Below are 14,811 nucleotides of genomic sequence, written 5' to 3'. Positions count from 1 at the left end.
GCTGTAGAAATAAGATAAACCAATTAAATAGATGAAATAGATGAAAAAGGCAATATTATATGTTTTGCTGTTTGTGGCCATTCAGGTGGTGGTCATGAGTGTGGTAGAAGGCGTATGCCTATTGATAGGAAGCACAGCGGTGGTGGTTGACAAAACAACACAGATGATTATCGGTTTGTCGGCTGCCAATGTCCTTGCCCTTGTTGTTTTCTTGTGGAAACGGATGACACCCATATCGCCCAGTTGGTTGCTGACACGTCCTTGGAGCGTTCTGCTTTGGACTGCACTGGCATCAATAGGCATGGCAATTCCCTTTACTTGGTTGCAGGAGCATCTTCCTGAGTTGCCTAACCTGATAGAAATGGAGATGGGCAATTTGATGGCCAACTATTGGGGATATGTGGTCGTCGGGCTGTTGGCCCCTTTGGTAGAGGAAGTCGTGTTCCGTGGTGCAGTGCTTCGCGTACTGCTTGAGAAGCTGACACCATGGAAGGCAATAGTCGTATCTGCTTTGCTTTTCAGTCTGGTGCATGGCAATCCTGCCCAAATGCCCTATGCCTTTATTGGTGGTTTGCTGTTGGGATGGATGTATTGGCGCACGGGTTCAATCATTCCCGGAATGGTGTATCATTGGGTGAACAACAGTGCTGCGTATATCGTTTCCAATATGTATCAACAGGCTGATGTGAAGCTGGTAGATATCTTCGGAAGTGAGCAACATGCGCTGATGGCAGCAGGATTCTCGTTGATGATAGTTATTCCAGCCTTGTGGCAGCTGTATCTGCAGATGAAGCGTGCCGACAGTCAGGACTGATGTCGTCCGGTTGGTCAACATCGCCGACAGGCCGTTAGAACGACCGAATGACAGTTGCGGCATTTCGGTTTATGCTCTAAGTCATAAACAGTTTCAGGACTTTAGCGACAAAAAGTACGACGGGCCACCTATCATTATTGATGGGTGGCCCGCTTCGTTAGTATGTTATGAAAAATTTGAGAGAAGTGAAACTTCACAGTTTCGTTGTTGTTTTAATGTTGAAATGATTTAAATATAGAGAAAGCATAGAAATGTATCATTCTTTATGTAGTGTCTCGTTGACAGCTTTGCTGCTGTCGGCAGGGGCATCGGTGATGTTTTCCGCCTGCATGGGCACTATGGTGTCGGCTGTGTCAATCTGCTGGATATAGGAGTTGGCATAGTCGATTCGTGGGTCGTTCCAACTGGCATCCCATGGATGCTGAAGGGCTCCACCTACAGAGAAGATGATGGCAATGACTGCTGCGGCCTTGAAGAGCGGTCTCAACTGCTGTTGCAGAGAGATGGTGCGAGCCTTGACGGGCTTCACTTCGGTATCTTCTGTGAGTGCCAAGATGCGTTCATCGAAGTCATCGCCCAACTTGATGTCGGCATCTTCCTGCTGGCAGGTGAATAGCGGCTGGTATTGCTTCAGTGCCGCAGGAATGTCCTGTTGGCTGAAGAACGCACGGAGGATGTCCTCTTCTTCGATAGAGGTTTCCGTTTTCCAGTAACGTTCCAAAAGTTGTTCGATGTACTTATAGTCCATAATTCTCTGTTTTCTTAAATTGTTGTTTGATAGCCTGACGTGCCCTGAAGATATTGACCTTCACTTGTTCCTCGCTGATGTCGAGCAAGGTGGCAATGTCTTTGTAGCTCTTCCCCTCGATATCCCGCAGTTGCATGACGCATCTTTGCTTCTCTGGCAGTCTGTCTATGAGTTGTCGGATGAGTGCCACCCGGTCTCGTTGCATTGCCTGCTCTTCGGGGTTTGACGCGCTGCTGTGGTCTTCAGGGTCTGTTGCTACGCTGTCGAGCGATGCTTCCTGTCGTCCCATGCGCCGTGTCTTGTCGAGCGAGAGGTTGCGGCATGTGGTGGTGCAGAAGGCTTCGATATTGTCTATCGTATCCCAGCTGTCTCGCCGGTTCCATACCTTTATCATGGTTTCCTGTACGACATCTTCTGCTTCCGCAGGATCGAGAGTGATGCGGAGCGCCAGCCTGTAGAGTAGATTCTTCAGTGGCAGGATGTCATTTCGAAAACTGATTTTTTTCATCCTCTCTATATATACGACGATTGTGGAAAGTGAAAGTTACAGAATGATGGATATTTTTTTCTCTAAATTATCGGATGACGGTGCCGTGTTGTCCGTCGATGGCTGTTGCAAGGGTGATGATCACGCGTTTTACTCCGGCGTCGATAGCGTCGAAAGCATTGTCGAGTTTGGGTATCATGCCCCCTGCTACGGTTCCGTCAGCCTTGTATCTCTCAAAGTCTTCTCGTGTGATTTCGCTGATGACGCTGTTGTCATCGTCGGGATTGCTTAGCACGCCTTTCTTCTCGAAACTATAGATGAGTGTAACATCGTAGTAGGATGCAAGTGCTTTAGCGGTTTCTCCGGCAATGGTGTCGGCGTTGGTATTGAGTATATGTCCCTGTCCGTCGTGTGTCAGCGGCGCCATGACGGGAGTGATTCCTGCGTTGATGAGGGTGTGGAGCATTTGTCCGTTGGCTTTTTCCACATCGCCCACAAAACCGAAGTCGATACCGTCTTTGATGGGGCGCTTATGGCTGCGGATGACGTCGATGTCGGCGCCAGTCAGTCCGAGTGCGTTCACTCCCGCAGCTTGCAGTCGTGCCACGAGGTTTTTGTTGACCAGTCCGCCATAGACCATGGTTACCACTTCGAGCATGTCGGCATCGGTGATACGTCTTCCGTTGACCATCTTGCTCTCAATGCCGAGTGCTGCAGCCACCTTTGTGGCTCGTCGTCCTCCGCCATGTACAAGTACTTTTTTCCCTTCGATGGCAGCAAAGTCTTTGAGTAACTGTGTCAGTTGTGCTTCGTCTTCGACGACCGCACCGCCTACTTTTACGATGGTTATTTTTTCCATAACATTTTTATTATTGTGATGTTGCACATACAAAATTAGTAATAAATTTGCGTAATATGCAGTGTTTCACTTGTTTCTTTTTGTTCTTTAACTATTGTTGGCCCTGACCGGATTGGTCAGAGCCAACAGTTGTTGACGGTCTGTACCGTCGGTGTGTGATGTTTCTGCGGTTGTTGACAACCGGCAGTTATTATTCTAAATAGGTGTAACCGTAGAGTCCGCTGCGGTAGGTAGAAAGGAATTCCTTACCCTCTTCGAGTGTGATCTTACCTTGCTTGACGCTCTTGGTAACCCATATTTCCAGTTGTCTTACCAGTTTCTTGGGTTCATACTGCACATATTCGAGCACCTCAGCAACGGTTTCTCCGTCGATCACCTGGTCGATGTGATACTGTCCGTCCTTAACGGAAATGTGTACTGCGGTAGTATCGCCGAAGAGGTTGTGCATGTCGCCGAGAATTTCCTGATAGGCTCCTACGAGGAAAACTCCTAAGTAGTAGGGTTCGTTGCGACGTAGCGGATGCACCGGCAGCGAGTGGGAGTTGTGGCGATTGGTTACGAAGTTGGCAATCTTTCCGTCGGAGTCGCAGGTGATATCCTGTAGTGTTGCGTTTCGTGTGGGCCGTTCGGTGAGTCGCTGTATAGGCATGATAGGGAACATCTGGTCGATGGCCCATGAGTCGCTGAGGCTCTGGAAGAGTGAGAAGTTGCAGAAATATTTGTCGGCAAGCAGTTTGTCGATGTTCATCAGCTCCTCCGGTATGTGTTTCAGATTCTTTGCCAATGCATTGATTTCATGGCACACACTCCAGTACATCGCCTCAATTTCCGCTCTTGTCTTGAGGTCAACGATGCCGTGTGCAAAGAGATCGAGCACCTCTTCTCTGATTTGTTCTGCATCGTGCCAGTCTTCCAATACGTTTCTTGGTGATAGGTTGTCCCATATTTCGTATAGGTCTTTCACCAGTTGGTGGCTATTCTCATCGGGTTCAAACTCCTCCGGCATTTCGGGTAGCGATGCTGTTTCGAGCACGTCGATAACCAATACCGAGTGGTGTGCAGCCAGCGATCGCCCGCTTTCTGTTATCAGATTGGGGTGGGGCAGATTGTTTTTATTGGCCGCATCAACGAAGGTGTAGATACAGTCGTTTACGTATTCCTGTATAGAATAGTTGACTGAACTCTCGCTGGATGGTGACCTTGTGCCGTCGTAATCCACTCCGAGTCCGCCTCCACAATCTACGAAATCTACGTTGTAGCCCATCTTGTGGAGCTGTATGTAGAATTGTGAAGCCTCTCTGAGTGCAGTCTGTATGCGTCTGATTTTGGTGATTTGGCTTCCGATATGGAAGTGGATGAGTCTCAAACAGTCGCGCATGCCCTTCTTGTTGAGCATGTCGAGAGCTTCCAGCAGTTCTGCGCTGGTGAGTCCGAACTTGCTGGCATCGCCTCCACTTTCCTCCCATTTACCGCTTCCGGATGATGCGAGTTTGATGCGTATGCCGATGTTAGGCCTGATACCCATCTTCTTTGCTTTGTTGGCAATGATTTCCAACTCGTTCATTTTCTCCACCACAATGAATATCTGCTTACCCATTTTCTGTGCCAGCAAAGCCAGTTCGATGTAGTTTTCATCTTTGTATCCGTTGCAGATGATGATGCTGTCGCTCTGACACTGCATGGCAATGACCGCGTGCAATTCTGGTTTTGATCCCGCTTCAAGTCCGAGATTGAATTTGCGTCCGTGAGATATGATTTCTTCTACTACGGGTTGCATCTGATTGACCTTAATGGGATAGACCACATAGTTCTCACCTTTGTAGTCATACTCCTTTGCTGCTTTCTTAAAGCAACTCCATGTTTTCTCGATACGGTTGTCGAGAATGTCAGGGAAACGCAGTAGTACGGGTGATTCTACATCGCGCAGAGCGAGTTCGTTCATCACTTCGTGCAGGTCAATCTGTGTTCCGTCTTTAAACGGAGTGACATAGACGTTGCCTTGTTCGTTGATGCCGAAATAGCTGGTGCCCCAGCCGTTGATGTTGTAGAGTTCCTTAGAATCTTCAATAGTCCATTTCTTCATGTCTTGACAGAGTGGGATTTGTTGTGGATGAGAATAGATTTCAGATGTTGAGCAGTTGGCGCAGTTGATCTACGCTGAGTTGTATTTTCTCGTAGTTGTCCATGAGACTGACGTCGAGTGTGTATCGTGCTTTGTTGTAGAATTCCTCGCGTTTGGCGACTTGTTCGGTGATATAGGCAATGAGTTCTTCTGGTGTCTTGTTTTTGATGAGTGGTCTTTCGACCTTTCCCATCAGCAGATGTCGATAGAGCACTTCGGGTGTAGCTTTGAGATAGACCACCTCTCCCTGTTGGTTGATATAGTCTATGTTGTCGAAGAAGCATGGTGTTCCACCGCCGCAGCTGATGATGACGTTTTCAAATTCCGCCACTTCGTGGAGCATGTTGTGTTCTATTTTTCTGAATCCCTCTTCGCCTTTTTCCGCAAAGATTTGTGCCACAGTTTTTCTCATGCGGCTTTCTATATACCAGTCGAGGTCGTAGAACATCATGCCCGTCTCTTTGGAGAGGGCTTTGCCTACTGTGGTTTTCCCCGAACCCATATAGCCTATCAGTATGATGCGTCTCATTTTTTCTTTGTGGGAATGGATGTGTTGACAATATCCATGCACTCTTGGTATGTCAGTTCTGCTGCTTTCTGATGGAGTGCTTTGGGCAGTCGGTAGTTTTTACCCTTGTAGGCGATGTATGGGCCATATCGTCCGTTGATGACTTCGAGGTCGAGATCTTCGGTAAACACCTTGAGGTGGCGCTTCTGGTCCTGTTCGCGCTTTTCGCGTATGAGTGCTATCGACTCGTCGAGTGTAATCGCCATGGGGTCTGTATCCTTAGGCAGTGAGGTGTATTTCTTGTCGTGGAGGATGTAAGGTCCGAAGCGTCCGTTGCCTATCACTACTGGCGATCCTTCAAATTCTCCTACGGTGCGTGGCAGTTTGAAGAGTTCGAGTGTTTCTTCCAATGTAATGGTTTCGATGCTCTTGTCGCTTGGAATCTGTGCGAAGAGTGGCTTTTCTGCATCGTCTGCAGATCCTATCTGTACGACAGGACCGAATCGTCCGATTTTAACGAATACGGGTCGTCCGCTTTTGGGGTCTGTTCCCAACTGCCGTTCGCCGGCTTTGTGCTCGTCGCGTGCATTGATGGTCTTCTCTACGATAGGTTCGAATCCGTCGTAGAATTGTTTTACCATGTCTTTCCACTGCTCTTCTCCACTTGCAATCTTATCGAAGTCGAGTTCCACTTTAGCGGTGAAATTGTAGTCCATGATCTCCTTGAAGTGTTCCATGAGGAAGTCGTTGACCACGATACCGATATCTGTAGGCAGCAGTTTTCCCTTGTCAGACCCAGTCACCTCTGTGCGTTCTGTGGTTTTGATCTGGAGTCCTTTCAGCGTGTCGATAGTGTAGTTGCGTTCAGTTCCAGTTCGGTCACCTTTGTGCACATATTTGCGCTGTTGGATAGTAGAGATGGTTGGTGCATAGGTAGAAGGTCGTCCGATGCCGAGTTCCTCCATTTTTTTGATAAATGAAGCTTCGTTGTATCGTGAAGGTCCTTGGCTGAATCGCTCTACAGCCTGTATTTCGCGGCGTTGCAGTTCTTCGCCTTGTTTCAAAGGAGGCAACAGTTTTGCCATTTCCTCGTCTTGGCTGTCATCGTCGTCAAATGATTCACGATATACTTTGATGAATCCGTCGAAGGTAATCACTTCGCCTTGTGCCACGAAGAGTTCTGATGTTCCACTCATGGCAATACTGATGGTAGTCTTTTCGAGTTCTGCGTCTGCCATCTGGCTGGCAGCAGTACGCTTCCAAATCAGTTCATAGAGGCGTTTCTCCTGTGGTGTTCCCGTAATCTCTGTACGGTCCATATAGGTTGGTCTGATGGCCTCGTGTGCCTCTTGTGCGCCTTTCGAACTGGTGTGATACTGTCTTGGTCGGCTGTAATTGTCGCCATAGAGTGAGGTGACAATCTGTTGGCTTGCTTCGGTGCATAGTGCCGACAGGTTGACCGAGTCGGTACGCATATAGGTGATAAGTCCGTTTTCGTAGAGGTGTTGTGCCACCATCATGGTCTGACTCACGGTGAGTCCGAGTTTGCGTGCAGCTTCCTGTTGGAGCGTAGAAGTAGTGAATGGGGGAGCTGGTGTGCGTTTGGTAGGTTTCTTGGTCACCTCTTCTACTATGAATGATGCGTCTTTACACTTCTCGAGGAATGCCAGTACTTCATCGTGTGTCTTGAAGCGCTTGTTGAGTTGAGCCTTTACTTCGGTCTGTGAACCGTCTGCATTGACCACTCCAAACACGCCGCTTACGCTATAGAAGGGTACGCTCTTGAAGTTTTGTATCTCGCGTTCGCGATCCACAATAAGTCTTAGTGCCACACTCTGCACACGTCCGGCAGAGAGTGATGGCTTTACTTTTCTCCAGAGCACGGGTGATAGTTTGAATCCCACGAGTCTGTCGAGTACACGTCTGGCCTGTTGTGCATTGACCAGATTCATATCGAGGTGACGTGGTGTTTCGATGGCCTTGAGAATTGCAGGCTCTGTGATTTCGTGGAACACGATACGGCTTGTTTTCTCTTCATCGAGTCCGAGTACTTCGCAAAGGTGCCATGAGATGGCTTCTCCTTCGCGGTCCTCATCGGATGCGAGCCATATCTTTTCAGCTTTCTTGGCAGTTGTCTGGAGTTCCTTTACCAGTTTCTCTTTCTCTTCTGGTATTTCATATTCGGGTTCGAGTGTGCTGGTATTGATGCTCATGTCGTGCTTCTTGAGGTCACGGATGTGTCCGTAACTTGACATGACCTTATAGTCTTTCCCCAAAAACTTTTCTATTGTTTTGGCCTTGGCAGGCGACTCCACAATGACTAAATTCTTTTGCATACCTTTGATAATATTATTGTTCGGGCTGCAAAAGTAGGTAAAAGTTTTGGTTACACCTTATATATATAGGTGTTTTTTTGTTTTCTTAACTATTCGCCGCATGATAGTTGGTTGGTGTCTGCTTGTCTTCAACGTCGGCCATCTATATCTCAGCGTTGTGCCGATGGTGTTTCTGTGTTCTGTTGCCAATGTCTTGTTGATATGCCTTGAACGTCTGTTATTCAGCTACTTGCATGCTGACAGTCTATATTCAGATGTTGCTTATCTTAGCAAATTCAATGAATTTACTGACCAAATTCAATGAATTTACCGGGCAATTTCAATGAATTTGCTGAGCAAACTCATTGAATTTCCTCGCTTATGGGTATTCTATAGAAGTGCTATGGATGTTTTTTTCGGTAGGTTATTGACGTTGGTTAGACATATAATGAATAGGGGATATGATAGCAAAATAAATTGATTTGCTCAGCAAAACAAATTGTTTTCCTCAGCAAATCAATTTACTTTGGTCAGCAAATCAATTTGTTTTGCTGTTCCAAGTGATATTTGAAGCGGTGACGAGCAATGTGTAAAACACTGCCGACTAACGACTTGTGCATACGGAAGTGTGGCCTATTCGATGCGTGCCACTTCCAGAAAGCGTTCCACTGCACGGCGTATGCTGGTCAGTCCGAACTCTTTTGGCTGGAGATGGCGTATGGGAATCCACATACATTCGGCAGCATCGTCGGCAGCACGGGCACGCGTTTCGGCAGGAACACGTACCAGAAAGTCCATATCGATGGTATGTACTGTGATGCCGCTGTATAGATATTGGTTGGGGAAGGAAAAGAGATATTCCATCTTTGTGGCATGGATGCCCGTCTCTTCCAGTATCTCGCGACGCATTCCCTCCTCTACGGTTTCGTCCATATCGACAAAGCCGCCGGGCAAATCGAGTGTGCCTTTGGCGGGTTCTTTACCTCTGCGCACCACGAGTATCTCGCCGCGATCGTTGACAATGAATGCTGCTGTTGCAGCGCAAACATTGGCATAATAGGTGAAGCCACAGTCTTTGCAGCGCTTGCTCTTAAAATTGTTAGTAACAAATTGCTTACTGCCACATATTGGGCAGTAAGCAAACATATCAAGAGGATGTTTCATATTACCAGTTGTCTGTGCGGAATGGGAACAGGGGCAGGCCTCCCGCATTGGCCAGATTGCCCAATTGGAAGTTGCGGAAGCAGTAGCGTACAGCCACAGGCTCCTTCACTTCAGGACTTGATACTACGATGGCTTCGTTCCAAGGGCCTGGTGCATCAACCCATGTGTGGCGTGCGGTAGCCTTGTGGAACACGCGGTCGGCACCAGCTACCTCAAAGCCTTCGATGCCTTCGAAACGGCTGTAGGCTCCGTATTCGTTGTCGAAATGTACCAAAACCTTATCGCCGTCGATCTTCATCTCCTTGAAAGTCATGCTCTCACAGATGACAGATTTCATGCCGTAGGTCTTGTTGAGCGCTTGATAGGCAAGTCGTTCGCCCACCTGACGCTTTTGTGCAGGATGGATTTGCTCTACCTCGTAGGGGTAAACGAGGTCTTCGGTGCATACGATACCACTGTTGGGGATGACCTTGGCAGCATTGAACTGCTGTTCGCGCAATCTTGGTCCAGCGTCGCCGTTGATGTCGCCGTTATGATAAGGAGCTATCTGTACGAAGTAGAAGGGAATGTCGCCCTGCTTGAAATCGCGGCGCCATTGAGCCACAAGGTCAGCCAGTCGCTGGGTGTATTGACCGTCAGGGTCGCCCACGTTAGAGCAGCCTTGATAGAAGAGGATGCCCTTTACGGTGCTGTTGAGTATTGGGTTGAAGGTGCCGTTGCCCCAAAGAAGTGGATAGAGAAAGTCCCATTTGAATTTATTCACCATGTGTGTGGAGTCTAAATCCTCTTTGGTATTCTTGGTCAGATAGTCTCGGTCGAGCCAACTCTCTACGCGGCTGCCTCCTTTGTTTGCCATGATGAGTCCAACGGGAACGTCGATAGCCTCGTTGACAGTCTTGGCGAAGAAGTAACCGGTGGCTGATGCTTCGCTAACATTGTCTGCATTGGCCTCTTTCCATTCGCAGTTGGCATCGTCGAGAGGCTTTGTGCTCATGATGCTGGGCACTTTGACATAGTGAATACCTTTATGCTTATTGGCTTCGAGTACTACTTGGTTGTAGCCTTCCACAGGGCAATTGCCGAATCCTTTGATAGGCATTTCCATGTTAGACTGGCCTGCGCAGACCCATACCTCGCCTGCCAATACATTATTGACAGTAACCTTTCCATCACCGTCGTCAAAGCTAATGCTCAGTGGGGTATAGCTGGCTTTGGGCGATTTAACGGTCAGCAACCATTTACCGTCCTTGCCTGCAACAGCTTCGCTACGCTCATTGCTCCACGAAGTGGTCGCCACTACCTTGCTCTTGGGCTTTGCCCATCCCCAAAGGCGCACGTCACTCTGTTGCTGAATAATCATGTTATCGCCCACAAGATGCGACAATTTTACTTTTGCCTGTGCTCCGATGGTCAGTCCGGCGAGCACCATTAATGAAAGAAATCTTTTATTCATAGTCGTAATGATTTGTCGTTTTGGTAGTGCAAAGATACAGACTTTTCAATAATAATATGTATCTTTGCACCTAAAAATATCATTTTATTATGAAGAAACTACTTTTTTTAATCTTATTGTTTGTGTCTGCTTCGGCTTATGCCCAGCAAGGCATGGAGTTGAATCTGTGGCCCCAGGGACCACAAACCAATAATGGCGACCCCAACGACATGGCGAAGATAAGCATCTTTCTGCCTAAGAAGAGCCAATCTACAGGACGTGCCATTGTCATCTGTCCAGGCGGTGGCTACACTCATCTGGCATTTGAAAAAGAGGGAACTGCATGGGCACCCTTCTTCAACAGTATGGGCATTGCCGTCATTGTGTTGAAGTATCGCATGCCCCATTGCGTATGGAAAGTGCCTGCCGAAGATGCTGAAGAGGCCATGCGCACCGTGCGTCGCAACGCAAAGAGTTGGGATATCGACCCGCAGCAAGTGGGCATCATGGGATTCTCAGCAGGCGGTCATCTCGCTTCGACCATTGCCACCCATTCTAAGGGCGATGCAGCGCCCAATTTCCAGATATTGATGTATCCCGTCATCTCTATGGAGACAGGTGTCACCCATCAGGGTTCGCGCGATAATCTGTTGGGTAAGAATCCCAAGCGCAAACTCATCAACGACTATTGCAACGAGCAGCATGTGACCCATGCCACACCTCCTGCCTTCATAGCATTAGCCAACGATGATAAAGCGGTATCACCCATCAATGCTGTCAGCTATTACGAGGAACTCTGTCAGGCAGGTGTTTCTGCCTCAATGCATATCTATCCCACTGGTGGACATGGTTTCGGCATCCTCCAGTCCTTCCCCTATCATCTCGAATTGATGATGGAGTTGCGCCGTTGGTTGCAGAGTTTCTAAGTTCCGCAAAAGTATTAAGGGCATCAGCCGAAACATTCATCCATCACGCATTATAGTACAATAGTCTGTAATAGGATTCATTAAAAAACAAGCATCGCATAGACTTGGTGGTCTGTGCGATGCTTGTTTCTTGATGGTTCTGACGGTCTGCCAGACTGTTACAGCAGTGCCTTAATCTCAGCCTCGATGTCACGTACTTGCTGACTGCGCTTGCGCAAAGTGTTGGTACGATCGATGAGGAAGTATTCTGGAAGCCCTTGTACGTTGTAAACGATAAGCGACTGTGAGTCGAGACCTTGTGGGTCGCGCACGCTAATCCATGGCAGTGCGGCGGTTTGCTGTTTCCAGAAATGCTCATCGGGATCGAGTGCTACCTGGTAGATCTCAAAGCCCTGTGCATGGTATTTGTTATAGAGTTCACGCAAGAGCAGGATGCGCTTGGGTGAGTTTTCTGTGCCAAAGACATGGAAATCGAGCATCACCACCTTGCCCTTGAGGTCGCTCAGACGGCACACCTTACCATGGTTGTCGGTCAGTGCAATATCGATAAGTCCCGTGGTCGATACCTTGCTGGCATCGATGGTATTGGCACGGTCTGCCTCGTTGATGCGCATATTCTTCATGCCCTCGATGGCAATGTTGTGCAGGTTGGTTCCGCGCTCAGCTCCTGGATGGTAGGTATCCCAACTGGTAGCTACCGCTGCAAACACTTTGATGTCATCTTTGTTGCTGCGAGGGTTAAACAGCAGCATGTTGCCCAAGGTCTGGAACAGTGCAAAATATGCATAAGAGCGGTTGGGCTCTTTGAGAATATAGTTCATCTTAACATCATTCTTATAGTCGTTGATGATGCGTAAGATGCTGTCGTTGCTTTGGTCGATGGTCAGAGCTGGGTCGCGCTGGATAGCCATGACCCGCTGTTGCAGGTCGATTTGCTTAAGGGCAAGTTCCTTAATCTTCTCACAGTTTTCTGAACCGCTTACTTCATACTGTGTAGCCATTTGTGGATATTTGGTCTTGATGGTCACAGTTTCGGTAGAATCGATACTTACATTGATGATCTGGTCTGCAATGCGCAGACGGTAAAATTCGGGTGCATCGTTTTGTGCACAAGCAAAATTGAAGTTGCCTTCGCCGTCCAGTTTTACAGAATCCACTACGTTGATTTCCTCAATGCCCACGTTTTCGAGGTAGAGCACAGAGTCTTTAGCATTGGCAATGGTGCCTTCTACATGGAATTTCTTCTCGCTACAAGAGGCCATTGCCAGTACAGCCATGGCCATCATCATATACTTCTTCATTTTAATTGTTTTTTTCGGTTTTGGGTACAAAGGTACGATTTAGTGAGCGAAAAGCAAAAGGAAAACTTGTTTTTCTTTTGCTTTTCCGAACGTTAGTACCTTGGCGACGGTGTCGCAAAGGTATGATTAAGTGAGTGAAGAGCAAAGTGAAAACTCGTTTTTCTCTCTATTCTTTCCTCTTCAACCGTTGTATATAGTCCCACAGCTGCTTATAGAATGGATGTCGTGTCATGGTAGGCACATCGCCCAAGATGATGAGTTTCATACGTGCACGAGTAATGGCAACGTTCATGCGGCGTAGGTCACGGAGAAATCCGATCTGTCCCTCTTGATTGGAACGCACCAGCGAGATGACGATGATGTCACGTTCCTGCCCTTGAAATCCATCTACCGTATTGACGCTGATAAGCCTTCGGAAGGGCTTGAAGTATTCGCTGCGGCTCACCAACCGGCGCAGGTATTGTACCTGTGCTCTATAGGGCGAGATAATGCCCACATTGATGCGCTCGTCGAGCAGACGCTCTTTGCCGATGCGCTCGAAGTAATGTTGAAGGGTTTCGAGCGTCAGCGTTCCCTCCTTTTTATTAATACGACCGAACGAATCGCCAACAAACTCCTCATGCATCTCCTCTCCGCTGGTGTCAATCCACTCGATGGGAATGTCCAAATCGAGTATTCCACGATACTTCACATCGGGAGCACTCTCCACCTTACCATCATAGAAATAGTCGGAAGAGAAGCGCATGATGTCTTCGTTCATGCGGTATTGCGTCTGCAATAGACTGACTGCCGAGGGTTTTGTCTCTACCAGATGCTCCATCAATGTGCGGCCCAAACCAGCCTTGAGAGCAGCAATGCTCTTCACCGTGGGCGGCAGTTGGCAGTGGTCGCCGGCAAGGATGACTCGGCCCACACGGCGCATGGGAATCCAACAGGCAGCTTCCAATGCCTGTGCTGCCTCGTCGATAAAGAGGCTGCTGAACTTTCTGCCGTCCAACAGTCGGTGGCCGGCTCCTACCAAAGTGCAGGCAATCACTCGTGCATCGTCGAAGAGTTCTTGGTTGATGCGTATCTCCAATTCGGTGGCACGCCCTTTCAGACTCTCCATTTTCTGGTGGTATTTCTCATCGCCGCGCTTTCGGTGAGCACGCAAATCACGTATGGCTTTGCGGATGGCCCATAGTTGTGGATAGTCGGGATGCCCCTCAAAGCGCCGCTCGTAAGTAAAAAACAGCATTTTGTCGGTAACACGTGTGGGGTTGCCCAACCGCAGTACGGGGATGCCACGGTCTGCCAATTTCTCCGAAATCCAGTCAACAGCCATGTTACTTTGTGCGCATACCAACACCTGGCTCTCGCGCATAAGAGTCTCGTGGATAGCCTCTACGAGCGTTGTGGTCTTTCCTGTTCCTGGCGGACCATGGACTATAGCCACATCCTTGGCACGCAACACTAAGTTGACCGCCGCCTCCTGCGTGGTGTTGAGATAGGGAAAATGCATGGGTGCGAACGTCAGCACTTCAGGTTCTTTGCGCGAATAAAAGAGGTCGCGAAGGTAAGCCAGACGTCCTTTGGCACGTATGGCGCGGTCGAGTGCATCGAGCATCAATCGGTAACTGGTCTCATCAAACGATAATTGCACACCCAGATGGTCGCTGCGCTGAAGTGTCAGCAGATAGCCATCGTTGGGAATGACGCACACCATGCGGTCGCCATCCACATAGCTCACCATAGCCGTAAACGACAAATACTTGATTCGGGCGTCCTTTTGCGACATACTATCGCAGGAGAAAAATATGATGGGTTTGCCAAATTCGAAGTTGTGCTCGATGTCGGTATCGGTAGTGCGCATCACCTCCACAGCCAGTTGGTTGAGCGAATTATAGTAGCTCTTGGTGATTTGCAACGGATACCAAGCATCGCCACGCTTTACCTTCCGCATCATTCCCATCTCTTCGGTCTGTTTGCGGAAGGCTTCTTTCTCGGCTTGATACTCCATCTGGAGTAGCAATCGTTGTTGGGTGAGTGCCTGAACAGGCGATGTCGTAGAAACCATAGTGGGTGCAAAGTTACACTTTTTTTGTGTATCTCTGCACCCTGCTATGTGATTTATTCCCTAATCGGGATTTGTTTTT

The 14,811-nt window shown here is 48.4% G+C and carries 12 protein-coding genes; 2 read left to right on the top strand and 10 right to left on the bottom strand.

What is annotated here, in order from left to right:
• The first annotated feature begins 40 nt into the window (after positions 1 to 40).
• Positions 41 to 814, top strand: a complete 774-nt coding sequence (locus CIK88_RS04375) for a CPBP family intramembrane glutamic endopeptidase (RefSeq protein ID WP_094434784.1) — start codon at positions 41 to 43, stop codon at positions 812 to 814.
• A 256-nt stretch (positions 815 to 1,070) separates the two neighbouring features.
• Here the strand turns inward: CIK88_RS04375 and CIK88_RS04370 are convergent, their stop codons facing one another.
• The 8 genes from CIK88_RS04370 to CIK88_RS04335 all read right to left on the bottom strand — a co-directional run bounded on the left by CIK88_RS04370 (position 1,071) and on the right by CIK88_RS04335 (position 10,470).
• Positions 1,071 to 1,562, bottom strand: coding sequence for a hypothetical protein (locus tag CIK88_RS04370; protein ID WP_094434782.1), 492 nt, complete (start codon positions 1,560 to 1,562; stop codon positions 1,071 to 1,073).
• Positions 1,552 to 2,070 carry an RNA polymerase sigma factor gene (locus tag CIK88_RS04365; RefSeq protein ID WP_094391514.1) on the bottom strand — a complete coding sequence of 173 codons (519 nt, stop codon included), beginning with the start codon at positions 2,068 to 2,070 and terminating at the stop codon, positions 1,552 to 1,554. The genes CIK88_RS04370 and CIK88_RS04365 overlap by 11 nt, the downstream gene beginning before the upstream one ends.
• A 67-nt stretch (positions 2,071 to 2,137) precedes the next feature.
• Positions 2,138 to 2,908, bottom strand: coding sequence for an acetylglutamate kinase (gene argB, locus CIK88_RS04360; protein ID WP_094434780.1), 771 nt, complete (start codon positions 2,906 to 2,908; stop codon positions 2,138 to 2,140).
• Positions 2,909 to 3,098: 190 nt separating this feature from the next.
• Entirely contained in the window at positions 3,099 to 4,991 is a 1,893-nt protein-coding gene (speA, locus tag CIK88_RS04355) for a biosynthetic arginine decarboxylase (protein ID WP_094391512.1), read from the bottom strand.
• A gap of 40 nt (positions 4,992 to 5,031) precedes the next feature.
• Positions 5,032 to 5,559, bottom strand: a complete 528-nt coding sequence (locus CIK88_RS04350; protein WP_094391511.1) for a shikimate kinase — start codon at positions 5,557 to 5,559, stop codon at positions 5,032 to 5,034.
• On the bottom strand, positions 5,556 to 7,874 hold the full coding sequence (topA, locus tag CIK88_RS04345; protein ID WP_094434778.1) for a type I DNA topoisomerase: 2,319 nt from the start codon (positions 7,872 to 7,874) through the stop codon (positions 5,556 to 5,558). The genes CIK88_RS04350 and topA overlap by 4 nt, the downstream gene beginning before the upstream one ends.
• Positions 7,875 to 8,486: 612 nt before the next feature.
• Positions 8,487 to 9,017, bottom strand: a complete 531-nt coding sequence (locus CIK88_RS04340; RefSeq protein ID WP_094434776.1) for an NUDIX domain-containing protein — start codon at positions 9,015 to 9,017, stop codon at positions 8,487 to 8,489.
• A 1-nt stretch (position 9,018) separates the two neighbouring features.
• Positions 9,019 to 10,470, bottom strand: a complete 1,452-nt coding sequence (locus tag CIK88_RS04335) for a sialate O-acetylesterase (RefSeq protein WP_094391508.1) — start codon at positions 10,468 to 10,470, stop codon at positions 9,019 to 9,021.
• An 89-nt stretch (positions 10,471 to 10,559) separates the two neighbouring features.
• On the opposite strand from CIK88_RS04335, the gene CIK88_RS04330 reads away from it, so the two are divergent.
• Positions 10,560 to 11,375: an alpha/beta hydrolase gene (locus CIK88_RS04330; RefSeq protein ID WP_094434774.1), complete on the top strand. Its 816-nt coding sequence runs from the start codon at positions 10,560 to 10,562 to the stop codon at positions 11,373 to 11,375.
• A 158-nt stretch (positions 11,376 to 11,533) separates the two neighbouring features.
• On the opposite strand, the gene CIK88_RS04325 is transcribed toward CIK88_RS04330, so the two are convergent.
• Both CIK88_RS04325 and CIK88_RS04320 read right to left on the bottom strand, forming a co-directional pair.
• Positions 11,534 to 12,676, bottom strand: coding sequence for a TlpA disulfide reductase family protein (locus tag CIK88_RS04325; RefSeq protein ID WP_094434772.1), 1,143 nt, complete (start codon positions 12,674 to 12,676; stop codon positions 11,534 to 11,536).
• A gap of 166 nt (positions 12,677 to 12,842) precedes the next feature.
• The gene (locus tag CIK88_RS04320; RefSeq protein ID WP_094434770.1) at positions 12,843 to 14,732 is read right to left on the bottom strand and encodes an AAA domain-containing protein; all 1,890 of its coding nucleotides are present in this window, start codon (positions 14,730 to 14,732) and stop codon (positions 12,843 to 12,845) included.
• Positions 14,733 to 14,811: the final 79 nt, after the last annotated feature.

The sequence above is a fragment of the Prevotella sp. P5-50 genome (assembly GCF_002251295.1).
Taxonomy (GTDB): domain Bacteria; phylum Bacteroidota; class Bacteroidia; order Bacteroidales; family Bacteroidaceae; genus Prevotella.
This window is presented reverse-complemented; position numbering and strand designations above follow the sequence as displayed.